The following is a 23,392-nucleotide window of genomic DNA, read 5'->3' as shown; positions in this document are numbered from 1 at the left end:
ATGAGTAAAGAAGTAAAGTCGGTTGAATTTGGCTTAGAAAAAATATTTGAAGGAGCGCAAGATTTCTTGCCTTTGTTAGGAACAGATTACGTTGAATTTATTGTAGGTAACGCGAAACAAGCGGCTCACTTCTACAAGACAGCATTTGGTTTCCAATCATTAGCGTATGCAGGATTAGAAACAGGAGTGAAAGACAGAGCATCTTACGTATTAGTACAAGATAAAATCCGCATCGTTTTAACTACACCATTAACAGCAGAGTCTGAATTAAATGACCATATCGTAAAACACGGAGATGGAATTAAAGTAGTTGCACTTTGGGTAGAAGATGCACGTAAAGCATACGAAGAAACAACAAGCCGTGGTGCTAAATCATACATGGAGCCAGTTGTTGAAAAAGACGAATTTGGTGAAACAGTTCGCGCAGGAATCTATACTTACGGAGAAACTGTTCACATGTTTGTAGAAAGAAAAAACTACAATGGTGTATTCTTACCTGGTTTCGTTAAATGGGAAAGCGATTATAACCCAACACCAGTTGGATTAAAATACGTGGATCATATGGTAGGAAACGTGGGATGGAATGAAATGAATACTTGGGTAAAATGGTACGAAGATGTAATGGGATTCGTAAACTTTTTATCTTTTGACGACAAACAAATTAATACAGAATATTCTGCTTTGATGAGTAAAGTAATGTCAAACGGTAATGGACGTATTAAATTCCCAATCAACGAGCCTGCTGAAGGAGCGAAAAGATCACAAGTAGAAGAATATTTGGATTTCTATAATGGTCCTGGAGTTCAGCACATTGCTGTTGCAACAGATGATATCATCAAAACAGTTGGTGAAATGAGAGCAAGAGGAGTTGAGTTTTTATCTGCTCCACCACAAGCATATTATGATGCAATTCCTGGTCGTTTAGGTGTTCACATGGATATGATGAAAGAAGATATCAAAGAATTACAAAAATTGAGTATCTTAGTTGACGCTGATGAAGAAGGATATTTATTACAAATCTTCACGAAGCCAGTAGAGGATCGTCCAACTTTATTCTTCGAAATTATTCAAAGAATGGGTGCAAGAGGATTCGGTGCAGGTAACTTCAAGGCTCTTTTCGAATCAATTGAGCGCGAGCAAGAGTTAAGAGGAACGCTATAATCTGAGTTAAGAATATCTTAAAAACCTTCATTTTGAACACGTTATAGTTAAAGTGGGGTTAAAAGATAGGAGATATATAAATAATCAATAAAAAACTGTACATTTGCACTCGCAAAAATAAAGATGTCATAAGCTTTATTTGAGTGTAATAAATTTTTCATAATTTATAGTTTTTTGGTTGGTTAATAGCATAAAAACTCAGTCAATTATTTGACTGGGTTTTTTTGTTTGTTATTTTTGAATAAAATTAGCCAACTATGAAAAAAGTATTATTTGTTTTTTATACCATCCTATTAAGTGCATTAACTACTTTTGCACAAACTAAGCCTCAAGCATTTAAAGCAGGAGAGTACTTGAAATTCAGAGTGTCGTATGGTATTTTGAATGCCGGTATTGCTGAACTGACCTTATCTGAAACAACTTACAAAGGAAAAAGTATGTATCATGCCAAAGGTATTGGCTATACTACAGGGCTTTCTAAGGTTTTCTTCAAAGTATATGACGACTATCAAAGTTATTTTGAGAAAGATCAAGTTGTACCCCATCGTTTTATTCGTAAAATTGACGAGGGAGGGTATACCAAAGATCAAGAAGGTTTCTTTGATTATTCCAAGAAAAATGTTCTCGTTAAAGATTACGAGAAAAAGAAAGAAAGTACCTATCCTATTGTTAATGAGGTGCAGGATATTGTGTCCGCTTTTTATTACCTGAGAAATCACCCGAAATTAGATAATTTAAAAAAGAATGAAGCCGTTGAAATCGATATGTTTTTCGATGGAGAAGTGTTTCGTTTTAAATTGTTATACCTAGGTACAACAGAATTAAAAACTAAATTTGGAAAGGTAAAAGCTTTGAGTTTTAGACCTTATGTAATGGCAGGACGTGTGTTCAAAGAAAAAGAAAGTCTAACGGTTTGGGTATCTGCTGATGCGAATAAAGTTCCATTGCGAATCAAAGCAAGTTTAGCCGTTGGTTCGCTAAAAGCAGATTTAGAAGAATACAAAGGATTAGTTTCAACGTTAAAAACAGAAAAGTAATGAATGATATTACCCATCAACATATAAAAAATTTAGAAGAAAAATTCACCCAAATGGGCCAAAATCCCAATGTACATTTAGAAGGTTTGTTATATGGCAAGCCTTTGACGTATTGGGATTATATTCAAACAGATGCCCTATTAGGACTGCAAATTCAACGTACCTTATATCCAGATGAAATGGTGTTTATTATGTACCACCAGGTCAATGAATTATTGTTTAAAATGATTTTGTGGGAAATGGAGCAATTAGCCATACCTGCACCAATCGCCGTGGATGTTTTTACCGATAAATTGATGAGAATTAGCCGATATTTTGATATGTTGACTAATTCTTTTAGCATTATGGGAGATGGAATGGATATAGAACAATATAATAAGTTCAGAAATACACTAGCTCCTGCTAGCGGATTCCAAAGTGCACAGTATCGTTTAATCGAATTTGCTTCTACCGATTGGATTAATTTAATTGATAAGCGATTTATTCGCGATTTACCGGAGAATATTTCGGAAGAAGAAGCGTTAGAATATCTATATTGGCAAGCAGCAGGTAAAAATTACAAGACAGGTGAAAAGTCCTATTTGCTTGGTGCGTTTGAAAAAAAATACAGTCAAACTTTTGTTAAAGCAATGAAAGATTATGAAAAAACAAATTTATGGCAGAAATTTGTTGAACTTCCTAAAGAAGCGCAAGCATGTCCAGCATTAATTCAAGCGATGAAACATTACGATTATACTGTTAATGTTACTTGGGTGATTGGGCATTACAAAACAGCACTAAAGTATTTAGAAAGTACAGGAGTAACGAAAGAAGCTACTGGTGGGAGTGATTGGAAAAAATATATGCTGCCAGAGTATCAAAAGAGAATATTTTTCCCTGCCTTATGGTCAGAAGAGGAATTAGCAAATTGGGGTAAAGGATTGGTTTAAAAATAGAAAAAAGGAAGTTTTGAAGTATAAAATTTTTATGTTGTTAGCAGGCTTACTTTTCTTTTCTTCTTGTAAAAAAGAAGGAGAAATGGAAGTGAGTACGGATACGGAAAATGAAACAGTAGAGGAGATTGTCGCTGAATTGTATGGGTTTAATTTGAAGGACTATGTGGTATCAGAAGATACGATTAGGTCTGGAGATAACCTGGGGAAGATTTTTGGCAATTATAACCTCAATGCTTCAGACGTACACAATATTGTTACCAAAGTAAAAGACACAATCAATGTTCGAGGTATTCGAGCAGGACAACCGTATACGTTGATTAAATACAAAAATAACCCTGATAAATTAGCTGCCTTTGTTTATCATCCTAATATTTCAGGTTATCAAGTGATTGATCTGCGCGATACGATTACCGCTTATACAAAAACATATCCTGTAACGATTAAAAGAAGAACGGTTGCCTCTACAATTGATGGATCGCTATCGATGAGTTTGAGCAAAGAAGGAGTGGATCAATCACTAGCAACGCGTATGTCGCAAATTTTCGCTTGGTCGATTGACTTCTTTAAATTACAACCAGAAGATCGCTTTGCTGTGACAATTGAAGAAAAATACATTAACGATACCGTTTATGTCGGAATTTCAAAAGTAGAAGCGGCCTATTTCAACTACAGAGGAAAAGATTTATATTCCTTTCCATACCAAAGATCTGGAGCGAAAGGCAAGGATTATTACGATGAAGAAGGACGCCCCATGAAGAGTATGTTCTTAAAAGCACCATTGAAGTTCTTTAGAATTACCTCAAGATATACGAAGAGTCGATTCCACCCCGTTCAGAAAACATGGAAATCACATAACGGAACGGATTATGCTGCTCCAACAGGAACACCGATTATGACGACAGCTTCTGGAGTGGTAGAACGCACGGGATATACGGCAGGAAATGGAAACTATGTGAAGGTAAAACACAACGGTACTTATTCCACACAGTATTTGCACATGTCTAAGATCTTAGTGAGAAAAGGACAGTTTGTAGAACAAGGGCAATCTATCGGACTTGTTGGAAGTACGGGATTAGCTACAGGACCACACGTGTGCTATCGCTTTTGGAAAAATGGAGTACAAGTAGATCCTCTAGGACAGGTTTTACCAAACTCAGAACCCATGGATAAAAAAGATATCCCCGCTTTTAAAGAGCATATTCAACCTTTAAAAGCAGAGTTAGATGCTGTGATTAAAGAAAAATTTAATAAATAACCTCTGTTTCAAGTAAAATGTTACAATCTATTAATCCTACTAGTACTGCTGCATGGATCAAGCTACGTGAGCACTTTGAGCAAATGAAGTCCATCCAAATGCAAGACCTCTTCCAAGAGGATGCTAGTAGAGGGAATTCTTTTAATATTCAGTTTGACGCATTTTTGCTCGATTATTCTAAGAATAAAATTACAAAAGAAACCCTGTCTTATTTGCTTCAATTAGGTGAAGAAGTACAATTGAAACAAGCAATTGAAGCTTTATTTACAGGAGGTAAGATAAATAAAACAGAAAATAGAGCCGTATTGCATACGGCTTTACGCGATTTTACTCAAGCGTCGCCAATTGTGGTGGATGGTGTCAATGTGCTAGAAGAAATTCAAGAGACAAGAACGCGCATTGAGCATTTTGTAACAGCAGTGGTCGAAGGACGTTATCTTTCAAGTACAGGACAACCGTTTACGGATGTTGTTAATATTGGTATTGGAGGATCGGACTTAGGGCCAAAGATGGCGGTAAATGGACTAGAAAATTATCGCAATCACTTAAATACCCACTTCATCTCTAACGTAGATGACGATTATTTGTATGCGGTATTAAACAAGTTAAATCCTGCAACTACGTTAGTCTTGATTGTTTCTAAGACGTTTACCACGCAAGAAACAGTATTAAATGCAGATAAAGTTGTACAATGGCTATCAGCAACGGTAGAACAAAAGGATTTAGCCAAACATTTAGTAGGGGTTACTGCAGAAGTGGAACGAGCGGTTGCTTATGGTATTGATCGATCTACTATTTTTCCGATGTGGGATTATATCGGAGGGCGATTCTCGCTTTGGAGCTCCGTTGGATTGTCGATTGCGTTGTCTATTGGTTATGCCAACTTTGAACAACTATTAAAAGGTGCACATAAAATGGATCAGCATTTTAGAACGGCTCCTTTTCAAGATAACATTCCTGTTATTTGTGCTTTATTAAGCGTATGGTATAATAATTTTTATGGGTACCAGACCGAAGCAGTTGTGCCGTATAGTCAATTTCTAGAAAAATTTCCTGCCCATCTGCAACAGATGATTATGGAAAGTAATGGAAAAGATAAGAATCGCAATGGAGAACAATTGTCGTATGAAACTGGAACATTAATTTGGGGTGAGGTGGGTGTATCTGCTCAACATGCCTTTTTCCAATTATTTCACCAAGGAACGAAAGTAGTTCCTGTTGATTTTATTGGCTTTGTCAATCCTTTTTCGGATCAAGATACCAATCATACGATTTTGATGTCTAACTTTTTTGGACAAACAGAAGCCTTGTTGAATGGAAAAGCAGCTACACGTGAAGGAGAAGAGGAAGATGCATTAATTCAGAACTTTAGAGAGTTTTCAGGAAACAAACCTTCGAATACGTTGTTGATTGATAAACTTACTCCAGAAACATTAGGAGCCTTGGTTGCCTTATATGAACATAAGACTTTTGTACAAGGAGTGATATGGAATATTTATAGTTTTGACCAATTTGGCGTGGAATATGGCAAGGTTTTAGCAAAAAATATTCAGCGTGAAATTATTTCGAATAATGTATTGAAACACGACAGTTCTACAGCCTTTTTGCTGAATTACTACCTAACCAACAGAAGTATTTAGAATTCAATAAATTGGGATACACATAAAATTTAATAATTAGATAACATTATAGGATTTTCTTTTTGTACATTTGCCGTGAAATTAATTATCACTTACACTTACAAAATGAAAAACTTGAAGAACTGGATGTTGTTTATCGTAATGGTTATTACGTCGACATCTGCATTTTCACAAAACAAAGTAAAGGGTACGGTTATCGATGGAGAGCTTAAAATGAGCTTACCAGGAGCTACTGTATTGGTGAAAGGAACACAAAATGGAGTGTCGACAGACGCAAATGGAGTGTTTACTTTAAACGTTAATAGCGATAAAGGAGAAGTCGTTATCTCTTTTATTGGTTATCAATCAAAAACGGTTGCTTTTACCGTTGATGCTAACAAAGTTGCGAACTTAGGTAACATTGTGGTTAACCCAGATGAAAACATGTTAGATGACATTGTAATCATGGGAGTTGCGGACGTTGCAAAAGACCGTAAAACACCAGTTGCTGTTTCTACAATCAAGGCAGCTGAAATTCAAGAAAAATTAGGATCTCAAGAATTTCCTGAAATTTTAAACACTACACCTTCAGTATATGCTTCTAAAGGTGGAGGAGGTTATGGAGACTCGAATATTAATATTCGTGGATTCGACCAAAGAAACGTAGCTGTATTAATTAATGGTATGCCTGTTAATGATATGGAAGGTGGAGCTGTATACTGGTCAAACTGGGCAGGTTTATCAGACGTAACTTCTGCAATGCAAGTACAACGCGGTTTAGGTTCTTCTAAGATTGCAATTTCTTCTGTTGGAGGAACGATTAACGTTTTGACACGTACATCAGATGCAAAAGAAGGTGGATCTATTTCTGCAGGTATTGGAAATGAAAACTACTTTAAAGGGTTAGCTTCTTATAATACAGGAGTATTAGAGAATGGATTATCTGCTTCAATCTTATTAGGTTATACAAGAGGAGATGGATATGTAGAAGGAACAGGATTTGAAGGATATAATTATTACTTAGGTTTAGGGTATAAATCAAAAGATTCTCGTCACAATGTTCAATTCACATTTACTGGTGCGAAACAAGATCACGATCAACGATCAACTTCAGTTTCTATCGAAAATATCCAAAAATGGAATGATGGGAAAATGAATAAAAGATTCAACCCGGATACTGGATTTTACAATGGTGAACGTTTTAACTTTAAATCGAACTACTATAACAAACCTGTAATGTCTATCAACTATGATTTCAATATTAACGAAACTTGGACATTAGGTGCAGTATTCTACGGATCTTGGGGACGTGGTGGAGGAACTGGAACAATTGGTGGAGGACCAAATGGTTACAGAGACTTTGGTACAGAAGTAAGAGATGCTAACGGACATATGCGTTTTGATGATATTGCTGCTTGGAATAGAGGAGAAATTATTGAGGATTGGAAAGAAATTGGTAAAGATAAAAAACCATTTGGACCTGGTACAAGTAATAGTTTAATGGATGATCCTATGAATCCAGGTCAACAAGGATACTATATTACAGATTTTGACAATAAAACAAAAGCATATAGAGGAGGTTGGGCTCGTCGTTCAAGTATCAACTCACATGACTGGTATGGTACGGTAATTAATTTAAATGCGAAAGTAAATGAAAACTGGACGGTTGATTTTGGTTTAGATGGACGTATTTACAAAGGTTACCACTACCAATTAATAGATAATTTAATGGGAGCTGATGGTTTTTATGTAGCTAAGAATAAGAATAATAATAACCAACATTATATCGTAAATCAAACGTATGATGCTAAAGCTTCAATGAACCCATGGGTAAATTGGAATAATAGAGAAAAAGTTGGATACCACAATGATGGTAATGTGAAATGGTTAGGTGGATTTGGACAAGTTGAATACTCTAAAGATGATTTATCAGTATTTGTACAAGGAGCTATTTCAAACCAATGGATGCAACGTGTTGACTATTTTAGCTATGATCGTTCTACTGCTCAAGGAGCAAAAGATTACAAAACGGATTGGGAAAGTATCTTAGGTGGTAGTATTAAAGGAGGAGCAAATTATAACATTAATGAAAACCACAATGTTTTCGTGAATTCAGGTTATTTTTCTCGTCAACCATTTATGAATAATGGAGTGTATTTGAATAATACAAATACTGTGAATCCTGATTTGACAAATGAAAAGGTGTTTGGTTTAGAAGCAGGTTATGGATATAGAAGCCATAAATTAAGAGCTAATTTGAACTTGTATAGAACATCTTGGAAAGATAGAGTGACGCGAGTAACTTCTAAAGTTAAAGATATGGGGGCTGATGGAAGTATTGTTGATGCAAATGGATATGCTACTTTAGTTGGAGTTGAACAGATTCATACAGGTATGGAGATGGACTTCATTTACTTTCCAGTGGATCGTTTAACCATTACAGGATCATTTTCATGGGGAGATTGGAAGTATGCTTCTAATGTTACAGGAACGTACTATAACGAAGAAACGAATCAACCTATATATAATAAACCAGGAGAACCAGAGTCTGGATTTAAAACACAGACTTTATATATTGACGGAGCAAAAGTGGGTGGAGCACCTCAGTTAATTGCTAACTTAGGAGCTAGCTATGAAATTGTTAAAGGATTGAAAATCGACGCTAACTACCGATACAATGATAATTTCTATGGTTCATTAGATGTTGAAAAAACAGATTCAAGAGAAAAAAGCGGTTCAATGAAGTTACCTGCATTTAATTTATGGGATGCTGGAGTATCTTACCGTATGGAAGTCGGAAAAGAAAAACAAAATGCTTTGACTATGCGTTTCAACGTAAATAACGTATTCGATACAACTTATATTTCTTCTGCAAGAACAAATATTGAAGCAACTCCTGAAAGCAAAACTTGGAAAGGAATTGATGTTCGTAACGAAGTAATGTTAGGAGCTGGTAGAACATGGAACTTTACAATGAGATTTAACTTCTAGTAAGTTATTTTGATAAACTAAAAAAGGGCGATTATTTTTATAATCGTCCTTTTTTTTGTATTTTGTAAGTTAGGACAAAGGTACTCCACTATGGAGTTTAGTAGGGTCTAGTCAATGAATTAAACTACAAAAAATAACAGAAACCAAAACACCATGAAAAGAAAGAATTTAAATGCGGATATGAGTATTGCTCCAATTTGCTTCGGAGGAAATGTATTTGGATGGACTTTAGATGAAACAGCATCGCTGCGCATGTTAGATGAATTACATGATCAAGGCATTAATTTTATTGATACAGCGAATAGCTACTCTCACTGGGTAGAAGGAAATACAGGAGGAGAGTCCGAACGCATTTTGGGAAAGTGGTTCGCACAGAGTAAAAAGAGACAAGATATTGTATTAGCCACCAAAGTAGGGGGAGGTATGAAAGGCGTAGAGAAAGGGTTGACTAGACAACAGATTGTCGATGGAGTTGATGCTTCTTTACAGCGATTGCGTACGGATTATATTGATTTATACTATTCCCACCACGATGATGTGAATGTTGGAGTAGAAGAAATCATGGGAACATTTCAAGAACTGATTCAAGCAGGAAAAGTTCGTGCACTTGGAGCATCTAATCTAAGTGGAGCGCGTTTACTTGAAAGTAATCAAGTTGCAGAAGCCAAAGGATGGACAAAATATATTGCCCTACAACCACTGTATAACCTCTATGATCGCGCACAATTTGAAACGGAGTATCAAGACATTGTTGTGAAAGAAAAGCTGGCTGTAGCGCCTTATTTTGCTTTAGCTAGTGGTTTCTTATCTGGGAAATATAGAACAGCTGCAGATTTAGAAGGAAGTGCTCGAAAAATGATGGTAGAACAGTATCTAAATGATCGAGGGTTAGCCATTTTAGATGCGTTAGCGAAAACGGCTCAAAAACATCAAGCAACAAGTGCGGAAATAGCAATTGCTTGGTTGTTGCATCAATCTGTAATTACAGCTCCAATTGTTAGTGCAACCAGTTCAACCCAATTGAAAAGTCTTGTGCGTTCAACAGCTATTCAGCTGGATATTGATGATTTAGCTGCATTGGAAACAGCAAGTCAAAGGAAGTAAGGAGTACATAGTTTATGTTAAATATAAAAGTCTGGTTTTTTAACTGGACTTTTTTTTTTGATTTTTTTTCAATGGTAAAAAATATTAGGAGATTTCTGTTTCTTATTAGTTGATTATTAATAAAATATTAACATGTTATATATTTAATATTAAATAACAGTAAAGTTTATTTTATTTATGTTTAAAAATAAAAACACTGTGCTTTTTAAAGGATAAATTAACTTAATTTCGCGAAATAATTAACTTAATTTTTTAAACAATGAATAAAATTGTCTTACTAATGGTTTTGTTTCCTTTAGTTGCTTTAGCTCAACAGTTACCTACTAAGGTGGTTTTTGAGTATGATAGTGCAGGAAATCAAATTTATCGAGGCATTGAAATTGACATGACGCCAGTTGCGAGGTCAATGTTCGAAAATGGAGAGGATACTCAAACTGAGCAAGAAATGTTTGGTTATGAGGATTCTAAATTGAAATACTATCCCAATCCAGTTCAAAATGTGTTGTATGTAGAATGGGATAGAGTGTATAAAGAAGTAGCTGCCATCAGCTTGTACACGGCTAATCATCAAGTGCTACAACAAATCGGAAATCTTTCTTTTGAAAATCAGACCCAAGTAAGATTTGATCAATTGCCTAAGGGGTCTTATTTTATGGTTGTCTTTTATCAAGATGGAACGAAAGAAAATATTACAATCATTAAACGATAAGCGATGAGAAATAAATACTTATTATTACTGTGTAGTGTATTCACTGCTATTGTATCGTATAGTCAAGTGGTGGTTTTACCAGATAATCCAATCCCATTCCCCGTTAATGATAACCCAATTGGAAAAACAGAAGGTAGCCTAAACGTTGATTTGGTAGGTGCAGCTATTTATACTGTTCCGATTCAAGTCCCAAAAGGAGTTAATGGAGTAGAACCTACTATAAACTTAGTTTATAATAGTCAGGCCGCAAATGGTATAGTTGGATTAGGATGGTCAATCTCTGGTGTTTCTGGTATAAGTAGAGTACCTTCTACTTTATATCACGATGGAAAAAAGAGCGCTGTCGATTTTTCTGCTTCGGATCGATTTGCATTAGATGGTCAGCGCTTACTTTTAAAATCAGGAACTTATGGAGGAGATGGAGCAGAGTATCAAACCGAAAATTATTCAAATCTTAAAATTACCTCTCATGGGGTGTCTCCTTATGGAGTAAGTTATGGACCTCGATATTTTAAGGTACAGTATCCAAATGGTAGTGTTGCTACTTACGGAAATACAGATAATTCTCGTTCAAAGCTCCTCTATAGTATTGACAGTTGGAAGGATGCTTCAAATAATAGTTTAGTCTATAAATATGAAGAAAAGGATGGTATTTTACTTATTTCGTCAATTCAATATGTATCAAGACTTTCGTCAATAATTACTAATCCGGGCGACGTTGTTCTTACACCTACACCTAATTCTGAACAAGTAACGGAGTCACAACAAGTAAATATTGATGTAAAACCTACATTTAGATTATATGATAATGAAGTTAAGTTTTATTATGACAGAAGGAATGATGTTACTGACGAATTTTATGTAGGGGGGCAAAAATTCAGCAATAATCAATATTTGACTCAAATTGAAGCAATAAGTGGAGGACAAGTTTTTAGATCGTATCAATTAGAGTATGACAAGTTGTGGCTAGGGTACTTACAATTAAAGAGTATAAAAGAGTTTAATGGAATAGACGAAAAATCCTTAGCTCCACTTGAATTTGTATATGATCGAGCAGATGGAAAAGTCAAAAGTACGACACAACTCTATTCTCGGGTTACAAATAGTAATTTGGAGAAGGATGTAACTGCACAGACACATAGTATCGTTACAGGTGATTTTGATGGTGATGGTGATTTAGACTATCTCTTATATGACACTTCTAAAGCAGAATATTGGGTATTCAATACATCTGTAAGTAATCAAAAAACAGGGACGTATAAATTAATTAATGATAGAGCAAAATTTAAAAATATTTTTCGCTTTACAGGAGTAAACCAAAATAATGAATTGCAGCCCAAGGATAGCTGGGTAACCATAATTGATAATAAGATAGTCGTTAATAAATTTGAGAACAATAACATTATAGAGGATTATTCAAAGACCTTTAATTTTCCTGCTACTTTTATAGATTTTAGTAGCCCATTTGAATGTGGAGGTACCCTTCAGTTTGTTCCAGATAGAGATTATTATATTGGAGATTTTACTGGAAGTGGGAAGACAGGGGTTTTAGCTATAGAGAAATATGAAGAAAGCTATATTGAGTTATGTGATTATTATGGAGAAAGAACCGATAAGGTCTACTATCATTCATCGGAGGATGTTTATTTACTAAATATGGATAGAAATGAAGGAGCTACGATGACTCATTTGGGTTTCTTACGTCATAGAAATGCTATTCAGATTATAACTCAAGATTTCACTGGTGATGGAAAAACTGATGTCTTGTTAATTAATAAAGGGGCTTTATTATTGTATACAATAAATTCTATTACGAATAAATTAGAATTGACTTACCAATATACAGATGATTCTATCACAAAAGACAGCCAAATCCACATTGGTGATTTCAATGGAGACGGTAAGTTGGATTTGCTAATAGCTAATCAGTATTCTTCTTATTTTTATTATAGTACAGGAACAAGTTTCGAGAGAAAAAATGCGGATAGAGGTTTTTATTGCGAACCAACAGGATATAACCATGATCATAATAGAATATTTGAAAATACTGGTTTAAGGGGTTTACGAAATTATAAGACTATTATTTGTGATGATATCGATAATGATGGAAAAACGGATATTATTCAAATTTCAACCAATGCTCAAATTGCTAAGAACACTCCGTTTACTAGTTATGTGGGGTCAATAGTTGGGGTATTGGTTATGAAAAATATGGGAGGAGGAGAATTTAAAAGTTCTAGTTGGGATGGAGATAATTATTGGACAGAATCACTGGGGATAACAATGCAAATGTATGGAGACAAAATATATTTCCCTATACCGTTTAATTTGACGCCCAATCGAAATTTTGCATTTTCGAAAAATAATTATCGACTTGGCTTTTTTGCGAGTGGTGCGATTATCGAATTTGAATTGTCGCATAATACGAATCGAGATAAATTGCTTAAGGAAATAAAAAGTGATGGATTGGTTACTGAAATCCAATATGGACAATATGGTATTGATCAACAAAATTTAGATTTTTCTCATTTTCAAAAATTTGATACAAGGACAGTGCAGTATCCTTTAGCTGAACTTAACTTCTTGCCTAATATGTCAGTTGTATCAAGAGTACGGGTTTTTGATGGTACAAATAATTTATATCAATCATTTGCTTATGCTTCACCTGTTTTTAATCTTCATGGCCTTGGATTTATAGGCTTTAAGGGAAATGTTAGTACTAATTGGTATGATAAACCTGAGAATATGTTTAAAAATATCAAAGAGTTTGACATTATCAATAGAGGTTTGTTGAAAAAAGAAAGTGTAATTGCAGGTAACCAATGGGATAAATTCACAGAAGTACTTGTACCTGGTACAATGTTTAGAAATAAGGCTTATGAAAGTATAATAAACTATGAGTATCAAACAGAATTATTGACGAATAAAGTTTTTAAAGCGCAATTAACAAAAACAAAGGAAAGTAATTTAGGAGGATTGTTGTTTTCAGACTCTTTTATGAAAGAAACAACGAATGTATACAATTCTTATAATGATATAATTAAGCAAACATCTTTATATAAATTAGTTAAAGGTCTTTCATTAGTTGGTCAACCAGGAACTATTACAGAAAAAACAGAGACAATCGAAAATACCTATGCTTATGGAGTTGCAAATCCGAACTATTTTATGAGTCGATTGGTGAAATCGAAATATACGCAAATTGTTACAGGAGAGAGTAGTTTTATCACAGAAGATAGTTATACGTATGATGAGAAAGGAAATGTAATTGAAGTGTCGAAAAAAGGGAATAATTCAACTGAAATTCTCAAAGAAAAAATTGGATATGACTCCTTTGGTAATATGGTAGAAAAGAGTATGAAAGCAGGGAATTTACCTGAGCGAAAAAAAACCTATAAATATGGACATTATGGACGTTTTTTAACTGAAGAAACAAATTTTGAAGGTTTAAAAACAGAGTATAAATACAATAGTAATCGCGGAGTTTTAACTGAGAAGACAAATGAGTTGGGACATAAAACACAATATGTTTATAATAGTTGGGAACAACCAACAAATACTACGGATTATCTAGGGAAAAAAAATACGATCAACTATGTAAAAACGAATAAAGGATCTGAAATTACAAAAACAGCAGAAACAGGTATATGGAGTAAGGAAAAATATGATAGAAAAGGCAATATAATACAAACATCAGCTAAAAATGTAATAGGTGAAATTGTAAGTAAATCATTTGAATATGATGCTTTTAATCGATTGATTAAAGAAAGTGAAAACTATTTTGGAAATATTCCATCTTTATGGAATGAGACAATTTATGATAAAAAAGGTAGAGTAAGTAAACTTAAAACAAGTAAAGGAAAAGAAATTACATCTACTTATTCTGTAACAACAACAACAGTAAACGATGGTGTTTCTGTAAAGGAAACGAAAGTTAATTCAGTAGGTCATGTAACAAGTAGAAAGGATGCAGGAGGAGAAATTAAGTATGTTTATTTTTCTAATGGAAATTTAAAGTCTGCTAATTATGCAGATATTGTTGTATCTCAAGAGCAAGATGGATGGGGTAGAAAAACAAAATTGATTGACCCTTCAGCAGGCACTTATACTTATACCTATAATGCTTTTGGAGAATTAATTAAAGAAATATCACCTAAAGGAACGACTCAATTCATCTTAGATGGTTTTGGGAAATTAGTGAGTAAAAAAATTATTGGAGATAATAATAATACTGAAATTAATTATAATTATGGAGAAACTACAAAACAATTAATTTCTTCTATTGCTATTGTTAATGGACAAAATTACACCAATAATTATGAGTATGATAATAAGAATAGACTCATTAAAACACTTGAGAGTACACCATTTGGAATATTTGGAAAAAAAATAGTTTTTGATGAATTTGGTAGAGAATCAGAAGAAATATTTTCAGCAATATCACATGGCAAATCTGCTGAGAAGAAAATAAAACACCAGTACAAAAATGGATTCCATTGGCAAGTTCTTGATGCGTTAACTAATCAAGTACTTACTTCTAAAGAAGGTATGAATGAAAATAGTCAATTATTAAAAATAAAGTTAGGAAATGGATTAGAGCTTACTAAGGGTTATGATATTTATGGATATCCAAAAACAAGTAGTATAAAAGATGGAATGCTAAATCTATTCAATTTAAGTTATCAGTTTGATGGTACTAGAGGGAACCTAATGAGTAGAACAAGAAGAACAACGGCATTTAATAATCGTACAGAAACTTTTGGTTATGATGATTTAGATCGATTAACGTCATTTACAAATAAAGTAGGAGTTCAAGAAACACAAATGTATGACAATAAAGGGCGTATAGAAAGTAATGCAATAGGTGAGTATGGGTATCCTAGTACAATATCCTATCAGTTAGAGTCAATTGACTTAGCCCCAGTAGCTCAATCATACTATCAAGTGCGTCCAGAACAAAGGGTATTATATAATACATCGAAGAATCCTGTTTGGATTAAAGAGGAAGGAAAAGAAAATATTTATTTTGATTACAATCCGAATAATCAACGCAGTGTGATGTATTATGGCGATTTAGCTACAACAAAGGAGCAAAGTCCTTTAAGACGTTATTATTCATCTGATGGGAGTATAGAAGTAAATTACAATAAAACGAATAATAGTGTTGATTTTGTTTTCTATTTAGATGGTGACGCGTATTCTGCCACTGTCATGGCTAAAGGAGAAAATGCACTTGAGTATTATTATGTTAACCGTGATTATTTAGGCAGTATTTTGACAGTAATGAACAATACAGGGGCTATTATTGAAGATAGACATTTTGATGCTTGGGGTAATGTAGTTTTTGTTAAAGATGGACAGGGGAATGATTTAGGTAAATTGACTTTTATTGATCGTGGATATACGGGGCATGAGCATTTACAAGGAGTGGCTTTAATTCACATGAATGGACGTTTGTATGATCCTGTAGTACGTCGTTTTTTAGCACCTGATAATTTTGTTCAAGATCCAACTAATACACAAAATTTTAACCGTTATGGGTATGTGTTAAATAATCCGTTGGTTTATGTAGATCAATCAGGAGAATTCTTTTGGGCACCTGTTATTATTGGTGCTGTGATTGGAGGATATACTGGATATAAAATAGCAGAGGCAAAAGGATTAGATATAGGGAATTTAAAAACATGGGGATATATGTTGAGTGGAGCTGTTGTTGGTGGTGTATCTGGATATTTAGGAGCTTCCGTAGCTGCTAGTGGAGCTATTATGGCTAGTACTCAAGCTATGATTGTCTCTTCTTTTACATATTCATTGGGAATGAATTTTGTTGGGGGAGGAATGAATTCTGTCAATGTTAGTTTTGGATTCGGATCCTTTGATTTTTCTTCTGGTCAGTTTGGATATCTTGGGAAGAAACGAAATAGTTTTTTACAAAACTTTTCTTATGGATTAGGAGCTATAGCTAATATTAATGATGTTATGGCTGGATTTAGTACTACTAATATTGGAGATACTGAACTAGTTACAGATCATAACGGAATAATAGGACATTCTGCTATTGTTGAACCTGGGACAATGAAGGATCAATCAATAATCTCTTTTGGACCTGAGGGGGGACGATTCTCTTTGAGTCCATTTAAAAGTGTACCAGGTGACGCAGATTGGTCTAATCATATTGGAGAGGCGAAAGTTTGGAGGACTACGATATCTGGAGTTAATACATCAAAAATTCTAAAATATGGACTTCAATTATCTACAGATACACCTAAATATAATGTATACTTTAGTAGCTGTGTAACTCATACGAGTGCTGCATTAATGAGATCAGGTTTTTTTAATATTGGTATTCACCCTTTTATCTTGCATGGTCAAGCTTATTTGAGAAGTATAGGTATCCGTACTTATATGTCTCATTATTTGCAGAATTAAAAAGAGAAGAAGTGCTTATATTTATGAGTTTAGATCAAAAAAGGGGATACTTTAATGTATCCCCTTTTTTTGTTAAATTTGATTTTCAGAAAAGAATTAGAGTAGTCCGTTTTTGAAACTTTCTCTAACACTAGTAAAGACTTTATTTATCACTTTGTTTCTAGATGAAAAGGGGGTATAGCGTTAGCTCTTGCCTTAATATGTCTTCAATTTTTTAGAATCAATTCGGACACTGGTATTTCTTTCTATATTTGAGTTATTATTTTAGTATCGTGTTAGATGAAAAACTATTTTATTTTATGCTTTGTATTGGTGGGTTATAGCTGCTTTGCTCAGCAATTTCGTGTAGATTGGAAAGATATACCCGAACATTGGTGTGAAAAATTGGATACTTTGGGACAAAATGGTTTGTCCATTTTGAGTGAAGAGGAAGGCCTTTTCTTAGCGGATTATTTTAAGCAAGAAGGACAGCCTTTGGATTTGAAAGGTAAAAAAATAGCATTTATTTGTTCAGTGTCAAAAACAGATAAAGCTCGTTTTTTTCAAGATGTGAGATCTAGGTATTTTCAACTCAACTCTTCAGTTTCAAGTACGCTGTACGTATTTGATGAAAATCAAAAAGAACAAACAGGAGGGTATGATGGAGCTATTGTATTTTGGTCTAAACAAATGCTTAAGCCCAAAAAGATTATATCAATACTGAAAAAAGAATAGAACAAGAATAAAAAAGCCTGCATTTGCAGGCTTTTTTTAGTATAATTAATTAATCGTTGCTCCGTTTTTTACACCCTCTTCATCTGGGTTGACAAATACCAATTTACCGTTGGCATCTTCTGTCATTAAGATCATCCCTTGACTTTCTACACCGCGTAAAGCTCGTGGTGCTAAATTCGCCAAAACAGTTACGCGTTTCCCGATGATTTCTTCTGGTTTGAAATGCTCAGCAATTCCCGATACAATCGTTCTTACATCCATTCCGGTATCCACTTTTAATACTAAAAGTTTGTTTGCTTTTGGCATTTTTTCCGCTTCTACAATCGTTCCAACACGCAAATCTAATTTAGTGAAATCGTCATAGGTTGCTGTTTCTTTTTGTGGCTCCACTACTGCATTTGCTGCCTTATTTGCCTGTTTTGATGCTTCTAAACGATCCAATTGTTTTTGAACCTCTTCATCCTCAATCTTAGCAAATAATAATTCCGCTTCTCCAATTTGGTGTCCATGTTGAATTAACGGTTGATCTACTTCAACGGCAGGCCAGGCAATCGGTGTTGCTAAGCGCAAGATCGATTTTAATTTTGCTGCAGTAAAGGGCAAGAAAGGCTCTGCTAACGTACTTAAAGCCGCTGCAATTTGCAAAGCGACATACATTTGCGTTTGAACGCGATCCGCATCTTCCTTGATTAATTTCCAAGGCTCTTCATCCGCCAAGTATTTATTTCCTAAACGTGCCACATTCATTACTTCACCTAAAGCTTCTCTGAAGCGGTAACGATCGATTGAACTTTCGATTACAGCTGGATAGGCTCTTAATTCTTGTAAAGTAGCAATATCCACATCAGAAAAGGCATGTGGTTGTGGAACTACACCGTTGTAATATTTATTTGTTAATACTACTACACGGTTGATGAAATTTCCAAAAATAGCTACTAATTCGTTGTTATTTCTTGCTTGGAAATCCTTCCATGTAAAGTCATTGTCTTTTGTTTCTGGTGCATTTGCCGTTAAAGCATAACGCAATACATCTTGTTTTCCTGGGAAATCTTCCAAGTATTCATGCAACCAAACCGCCCAGTTCTTCGACGTAGAAAGCTTGTTTCCTTCTAAGTTCAAGAACTCATTTGCTGGTACATTATCTGGTAAGATGTAGCTTCCTTCTGCTTTTAACATCGCTGGGAAAATAACACAGTGGAATACGATATTATCTTTTCCGATGAAGTGTACCAATTTAGTATCTTCTGATTTCCAATACGGTTCCCAATCTTTTCCTACGCGTGCGGCCCATTCTTTCGTTGAGGAAATGTACCCAATAGGTGCATCAAACCATACGTATAAAACTTTTCCATCTGCACCTTCAACAGGAACGGGAATCCCCCAGTCTAAATCGCGAGTTACCGCACGAGGTTTTAATCCATCATCTAACCAAGACTTTACTTGTCCATATACATTGGGTTTCCAATCGTTTTTATGTCCTTCTAAAATCCACTGACGCAAGAATCCGTCGTATTGATCTAATGGTAAAAACCAGTGTTTGGTTGCTTTTAAGATGGGTTTACTACCTGAAATGGTTGATTTAGGATTGATTAAATCCGTTGCATTTAAAGAGGTACCACATTTTTCACATTGGTCTCCATACGCTTCTTCATTTCCACATTTCGGGCAAGTTCCTGTTACAAAGCGGTCTGCTAAGAATTGCTGTGCTTGTTCGTCGTATAATTGTTCCGTTACCTCTTCAATAAATTTTCCTTCGTTGTACAATTTCTTGAAAAATTCAGAAGCTGTCTGATGGTGAATAGAAGAGGAGGTACGAGAATAGTTGTCAAAAGAAATACCAAAATCTTCAAAAGATTGTTTGATAATGCCGTTGTATTTATCAATTACCTGTTGAGGGGTAATGCCTTCTTTTTTCGCTTTCATAGAAATAGCCACCCCGTGTTCGTCGCTTCCACAGATGAAGGCAACATCTTTGCCTTGCATTCGCAAGAATCGAGCATAAATATCAGCTGGAACATAAACACCTGCTAGGTGTCCAATATGGATTGGCCCATTGGTATAAGGCAATGCCGCAGTTAGCGTATATCTCTTCGGATCTTGTATCATAAACTATATTCTATATGAAATTAATAAGAATGCAAAAATAAGCAATATTGCTGGAAGTTGAATGGATTATTTTGTGGTGTTTTGGTCTTCTTTTGAATCGAAAAAAGCAATAAAAAAGGCGAAATCAAATCGATTTCGCCTTTTTACGGATATTAAATAATAAAATAACTACATTATGGTAGTGGTTGTCCTACAGGTATTTCACAGCTGTGTCCTGGTTGACCATGTGGAGGGTTGATTTTTCCACTATTCGCTGTTGCAGGTTTTCCTTGTTCTTGCATGATGCGGTTTTTTGCCTCATCATTCACTAAGAATGGCTGTCCTTGACTACTAGTTGCTGGTTGTGCAGTAGCTTGCATCGCATTACCACCTCCTGGAGGGGTATCTAATGGAGCTCCTACTGGAATATCACAACGGTGTCCTGGTTGTCCATGGGCAGGGTTAATATTGTTGTTTGCCACAGCAGCACCTTGGTTTGCTGTTGCTGGGGTACTCTGAACAGGTGTTGCTTCTCCATCAGCAGGTGTAGCAGGTTGTTCTGTTGTAGTCCCATCAATAGAAATATTAGAAGGTTCTTTTCCTGTATCTTTGCAAGCAGTTAAGCCTAAAAGTAATAGCGTGGATAACGCAAATAAATAATTTTTCATGATTAGCCTATTGGTTTGTTAAGTAAACTTAACTAATTTTTATTGGAAAAAAAATAGCAGCGTGTTAAACCTTATTCGTCCGCGGTATTTTTTTCTGTTGTATTTTCTTTCATATCTTCTTTCATTTTGAAAGAACTCATGCCAGAAGAACTATTTTCTTTTGTTCCATGCATGGGAATTTGAACAGGCTGTGTCCCTGATGTAGAAGTAGTCTGTTCGCGTTTGATATACTGTGGTTCCTGTGTTTCTTTGCTTTTGTCTGTACAATTGGATAATCCCAAAGCAATAACAAATAAGGGGAGTATAGCTGATAATCTCATAGTCATTCGTTTAAATTAAAGCACTATTTCACTTCTGGAATAGCAGTTGTTGACTCTAAATCCGTCAAAGCCACTTTCTTTTTCTTTAAAAATAAAAAGAAAATAGCAGAAAAGATCCAAGCAACCCAAAATAAATAGACCCCGATATGAAAATTGCTCTTCATGTATTTGTGCGAGGTAGTGGTAAAATCGAGGTACGTAAAATAGGCCGCACCAAGACCAAGAAGAATGGTAAAGATGGAAAGTGCATTGGCAATTTTAGCAGGTGTAAAATACTTAAAGAATGCTAAAATGACAATGAGAAAAAGCTGAATAGCAAAAATAAGTGCCGCTGTTTTCCAAGGAGATTTTAGTACCAAGTATTCGCGATATAAAAAGGTAATGCCCATACGTCCCATAAAAGACATCTTAGCAATCATAAAGGACATTAACACAGCCATGAGTGCCTGTATTAAAACTAAAATGAAAATATTTTTTCCCATGTGTTAATTTGTAATTCTCCAGCCCGTTTCTTCTGCGTATTTCATTTTGAATTTTTTCGTAATAAACTCCGTATGCGGAGATTTATCTTCTTTTAAGAAATGAAAAGGCGTTGGGTTTTTCTTTAGCATAACGGTAGCTGTTGCTGATTTTTTTCCTTTAGCATCCAGTTGAAAACCATTGTCTTTATCCACCAAGTATTCGATGGTTTTAATTTTGATTTTATTGCCTTTTTGCTCTAATACATAGGGATGCGCCTTTTCCGTTAACTTAATGGTTCCTTGCCAGATGCTGTCTTTGGAAAGAAAACGTTTCTTCGCGGTAAAATCGGCAAGATTTAAATACCCTTCATCTGCTAATTGTTGATAACGTTCAATAAGTGCAGCATCTTTCTTTTGTCTCAATTTGGTGTCGCCTACTGTAAATATTGTGCTTTCATATATGGGTTGCGTTTCCATGTATGCTTCAATGGCACTAAGGGCTTTGGAGGAATTTAGCGATTTATTATCACAGGAAATAACTGTGAGTGCAACTAAAAATAAGCCTACAAATGATACGATGATTTTTTGCATTTTTTATTTCAAATGTACAAAAAAGTAGCAGGCTAAAACGTATTAATTTTTGATTCGCTTCTTTTTTGTAAGAAAATTAAAATCAAATAGTTAGTGGGATATTATTGCGCTATGGAAACAAGATTATTCGAATTTTTGAAGTCTTTATTTTCAAATAATTCCTACATTGGGCAATAAAAGTAAAACCATGAGAAAAATTTGTGTAGGTGCCCTTGTTGGATTATTGGTATTGGGTTGTACTCCTAAAGAGAAAAAAGAAGGAGAGGAAGGAACGAAAATTGTGGAGCAAGTTACTCCTTTGACATTGAGTATCAAGGAGGCTGAGAAAATTATTGCGTTGCCTTTACATTGCATTGAACAAGAATATCCCAATAAATTGGGGCAAGTGTTAGGAGCAGATACAGATTTGAAAACACCGAAGCAACTACGCCCTATTTTTTATGGTTGTTTTGATTGGCACTCATCTGTTCATGGGTATTGGTCGATTATTGAATTGATGAAACGCTTTCCAGCACTCAATGAAACCCACCAAATTCGCAAACGCCTGAATGCATTAATTACAGCAGAAAATGTACAAGTAGAATTGGCTTTTTTTGATGATCCCAATAACAAAACATTTGAGCGTACCTATGGGTGGGCTTGGTTATTCCAATTGCATGGTGCTTTAGCTACTTGGGAGGATGAGGATGCACAACGTTGGGCTGCGTTATTAGAGCCTTTAGCAAAAGTATTAATGGAACGCTATGAAACTTATTTGCCTAAATTGAATTATCCTATTCGCACGGGAACACATGATAATACAGCTTATGGCTTATCATTGTCTTTAGAATATGCGCGTTTAATGAAAGAAACAGCTTTTGAGCAGCTACTTGTTGAAACGGCGAATCGCTTGTATGCGAAAGATATCAACTGCAATCTAGCTTTTGAACCGAGTGGACATGATTTTCTATCCCCTTGCTTAGAAGAAGCTAGATTAATGAGTAAAATTCAGGATGAAGCTGCCTTTAAAACATGGTTAACAGCATTTTTACCCGAAATATTTGAACCTGATTTTCAGTTGGAGATTGGAAAGGTATCGGATCGAACCGATGGGCATTTAGTCCATTTGGATGGATTGAATTTCAGTAGAGCTACGTGTTTAAGTGATTTGGCTAAGAAATTACCAGAGTTAGCCCATGTAAAAGCCATTGGGAAGCATCATTTCGAATCTTCTTTCGGCAATATTACAAATGATGATTATATGGGAAGTCATTGGTTAGGTACTTTTGCCTTATACGCTTTACTCCATCAATAATATAAAAAAAGGTTTCGCC

Annotated in this window: 16 protein-coding genes; 11 read left to right on the top strand and 5 right to left on the bottom strand. The window is 34.9% G+C overall.

Annotation, left to right across the window (positions count from 1 at the left end; genetic code table 11):
- The 10 genes from hppD to AWV75_RS11980 all read left to right on the top strand — a co-directional run bounded on the left by hppD (window position 1) and on the right by AWV75_RS11980 (window position 17,954).
- A complete protein-coding gene (gene hppD / locus AWV75_RS12025) occupies window positions 1-1,161 on the top strand; it encodes a 4-hydroxyphenylpyruvate dioxygenase (protein WP_060874604.1) in 1,161 nt (386 codons plus the stop codon).
- Window positions 1,162-1,418: 257 nt separating this feature from the next.
- Window positions 1,419-2,198: a DUF3108 domain-containing protein gene (locus tag AWV75_RS12020; RefSeq protein ID WP_060874603.1), complete on the top strand. Its 780-nt coding sequence runs from the start codon at window positions 1,419-1,421 to the stop codon at window positions 2,196-2,198.
- A gap of 53 nt (window positions 2,199-2,251) precedes the next feature.
- Complete coding sequence (locus AWV75_RS12015; RefSeq protein WP_231738118.1) at window positions 2,252-3,127, top strand: tryptophan 2,3-dioxygenase family protein; 876 nt, start codon at window positions 2,252-2,254, stop codon at window positions 3,125-3,127.
- A 37-nt stretch (window positions 3,128-3,164) separates the two neighbouring features.
- Window positions 3,165-4,388 (top strand): peptidoglycan DD-metalloendopeptidase family protein, encoded by a 1,224-nt coding sequence (locus tag AWV75_RS12010; protein WP_060874601.1) that lies wholly within the window; start codon window positions 3,165-3,167, stop codon window positions 4,386-4,388.
- 17 nt (window positions 4,389-4,405) lie between these two features.
- A complete protein-coding gene (pgi, locus tag AWV75_RS12005; RefSeq protein ID WP_060874600.1) occupies window positions 4,406-6,028 on the top strand; it encodes a glucose-6-phosphate isomerase in 1,623 nt (540 codons plus the stop codon).
- Between the two features lie 105 nt (window positions 6,029-6,133).
- Complete coding sequence (locus AWV75_RS12000; RefSeq protein WP_060874599.1) at window positions 6,134-8,998, top strand: TonB-dependent receptor; 2,865 nt, start codon at window positions 6,134-6,136, stop codon at window positions 8,996-8,998.
- A 153-nt stretch (window positions 8,999-9,151) separates the two neighbouring features.
- Window positions 9,152-10,102 (top strand): aldo/keto reductase, encoded by a 951-nt coding sequence (locus AWV75_RS11995; protein WP_060874598.1) that lies wholly within the window; start codon window positions 9,152-9,154, stop codon window positions 10,100-10,102.
- Window positions 10,103-10,361: 259 nt separating this feature from the next.
- Window positions 10,362-10,811, top strand: a complete 450-nt coding sequence (locus AWV75_RS11990) for a T9SS type A sorting domain-containing protein (RefSeq protein WP_082711075.1) — start codon at window positions 10,362-10,364, stop codon at window positions 10,809-10,811.
- Between the two features lie 3 nt (window positions 10,812-10,814).
- Complete coding sequence (locus AWV75_RS11985; protein WP_060874596.1) at window positions 10,815-17,240, top strand: FG-GAP-like repeat-containing protein; 6,426 nt, start codon at window positions 10,815-10,817, stop codon at window positions 17,238-17,240.
- Window positions 17,241-17,519: 279 nt separating this feature from the next.
- Window positions 17,520-17,954, top strand: a complete 435-nt coding sequence (locus AWV75_RS11980; RefSeq protein WP_060874595.1) for a hypothetical protein — start codon at window positions 17,520-17,522, stop codon at window positions 17,952-17,954.
- Window positions 17,955-17,999: 45 nt separating this feature from the next.
- On the opposite strand, the gene metG is transcribed toward AWV75_RS11980, so the two are convergent.
- The 5 genes from metG to AWV75_RS11955 form a co-directional block, all read right to left on the bottom strand.
- Window positions 18,000-20,060, bottom strand: coding sequence for a methionine--tRNA ligase (metG, locus tag AWV75_RS11975; RefSeq protein ID WP_060874594.1), 2,061 nt, complete (start codon window positions 20,058-20,060; stop codon window positions 18,000-18,002).
- Between the two features lie 173 nt (window positions 20,061-20,233).
- The gene (locus tag AWV75_RS11970) at window positions 20,234-20,707 is read right to left on the bottom strand and encodes a hypothetical protein (RefSeq protein WP_060874593.1); all 474 of its coding nucleotides are present in this window, start codon (window positions 20,705-20,707) and stop codon (window positions 20,234-20,236) included.
- 71 nt (window positions 20,708-20,778) lie between these two features.
- Complete coding sequence (locus AWV75_RS11965) at window positions 20,779-21,027, bottom strand: hypothetical protein (RefSeq protein WP_060874592.1); 249 nt, start codon at window positions 21,025-21,027, stop codon at window positions 20,779-20,781.
- Window positions 21,028-21,050: 23 nt separating this feature from the next.
- Complete coding sequence (locus AWV75_RS11960; protein WP_060874591.1) at window positions 21,051-21,509, bottom strand: hypothetical protein; 459 nt, start codon at window positions 21,507-21,509, stop codon at window positions 21,051-21,053.
- 3 nt (window positions 21,510-21,512) lie between these two features.
- On the bottom strand, window positions 21,513-22,079 hold the full coding sequence (locus AWV75_RS11955) for a hypothetical protein (RefSeq protein WP_060874590.1): 567 nt from the start codon (window positions 22,077-22,079) through the stop codon (window positions 21,513-21,515).
- A gap of 187 nt (window positions 22,080-22,266) precedes the next feature.
- Here AWV75_RS11955 and AWV75_RS11950 point away from each other — a divergent pair, with 187 nt between their 5' ends.
- Window positions 22,267-23,373 carry a DUF2891 domain-containing protein gene (locus AWV75_RS11950; protein WP_060874665.1) on the top strand — a complete coding sequence of 369 codons (1,107 nt, stop codon included), beginning with the start codon at window positions 22,267-22,269 and terminating at the stop codon, window positions 23,371-23,373.
- Window positions 23,374-23,392 lie beyond the last annotated feature (19 nt).

Source organism: Myroides odoratus (assembly GCF_001549985.1).
In the GTDB taxonomy this organism is placed as follows: domain Bacteria; phylum Bacteroidota; class Bacteroidia; order Flavobacteriales; family Flavobacteriaceae; genus Flavobacterium; species Flavobacterium odoratum_A.
The sequence above is the reverse complement of the archived record's forward strand: the minus strand, read 5'-3'. Positions and strand labels throughout refer to the sequence as shown.

What these genes read in the sequence shown, in the direction of transcription:
- hppD (WP_060874604.1), top strand. Translation starts at nt 1, where the DNA reads ATGAGTAAAGAAGTAAAGTCGGTTGAATTTGGCTTAGAAAAAATATTT.
- AWV75_RS12020 (WP_060874603.1), top strand. Translation starts at nt 1,419, where the DNA reads ATGAAAAAAGTATTATTTGTTTTTTATACCATCCTATTAAGTGCATTA.
- AWV75_RS12015 (WP_231738118.1), top strand. Translation starts at nt 2,252, where the DNA reads ATGGGCCAAAATCCCAATGTACATTTAGAAGGTTTGTTATATGGCAAG.
- AWV75_RS12010 (WP_060874601.1), top strand. Translation starts at nt 3,165, where the DNA reads ATGTTGTTAGCAGGCTTACTTTTCTTTTCTTCTTGTAAAAAAGAAGGA.
- pgi (WP_060874600.1), top strand. Translation starts at nt 4,406, where the DNA reads ATGTTACAATCTATTAATCCTACTAGTACTGCTGCATGGATCAAGCTA.
- AWV75_RS12000 (WP_060874599.1), top strand. Translation starts at nt 6,134, where the DNA reads ATGAAAAACTTGAAGAACTGGATGTTGTTTATCGTAATGGTTATTACG.
- AWV75_RS11995 (WP_060874598.1), top strand. Translation starts at nt 9,152, where the DNA reads ATGAAAAGAAAGAATTTAAATGCGGATATGAGTATTGCTCCAATTTGC.
- AWV75_RS11990 (WP_082711075.1), top strand. Translation starts at nt 10,362, where the DNA reads ATGAATAAAATTGTCTTACTAATGGTTTTGTTTCCTTTAGTTGCTTTA.
- AWV75_RS11985 (WP_060874596.1), top strand. Translation starts at nt 10,815, where the DNA reads ATGAGAAATAAATACTTATTATTACTGTGTAGTGTATTCACTGCTATT.
- AWV75_RS11980 (WP_060874595.1), top strand. Translation starts at nt 17,520, where the DNA reads ATGAAAAACTATTTTATTTTATGCTTTGTATTGGTGGGTTATAGCTGC.
- metG (WP_060874594.1), bottom strand. Translation starts at nt 20,060, where the DNA reads ATGATACAAGATCCGAAGAGATATACGCTAACTGCGGCATTGCCTTAT.
- AWV75_RS11970 (WP_060874593.1), bottom strand. Translation starts at nt 20,707, where the DNA reads ATGAAAAATTATTTATTTGCGTTATCCACGCTATTACTTTTAGGCTTA.
- AWV75_RS11965 (WP_060874592.1), bottom strand. Translation starts at nt 21,027, where the DNA reads ATGAGATTATCAGCTATACTCCCCTTATTTGTTATTGCTTTGGGATTA.
- AWV75_RS11960 (WP_060874591.1), bottom strand. Translation starts at nt 21,509, where the DNA reads ATGGGAAAAAATATTTTCATTTTAGTTTTAATACAGGCACTCATGGCT.
- AWV75_RS11955 (WP_060874590.1), bottom strand. Translation starts at nt 22,079, where the DNA reads ATGCAAAAAATCATCGTATCATTTGTAGGCTTATTTTTAGTTGCACTC.
- AWV75_RS11950 (WP_060874665.1), top strand. Translation starts at nt 22,267, where the DNA reads ATGAGAAAAATTTGTGTAGGTGCCCTTGTTGGATTATTGGTATTGGGT.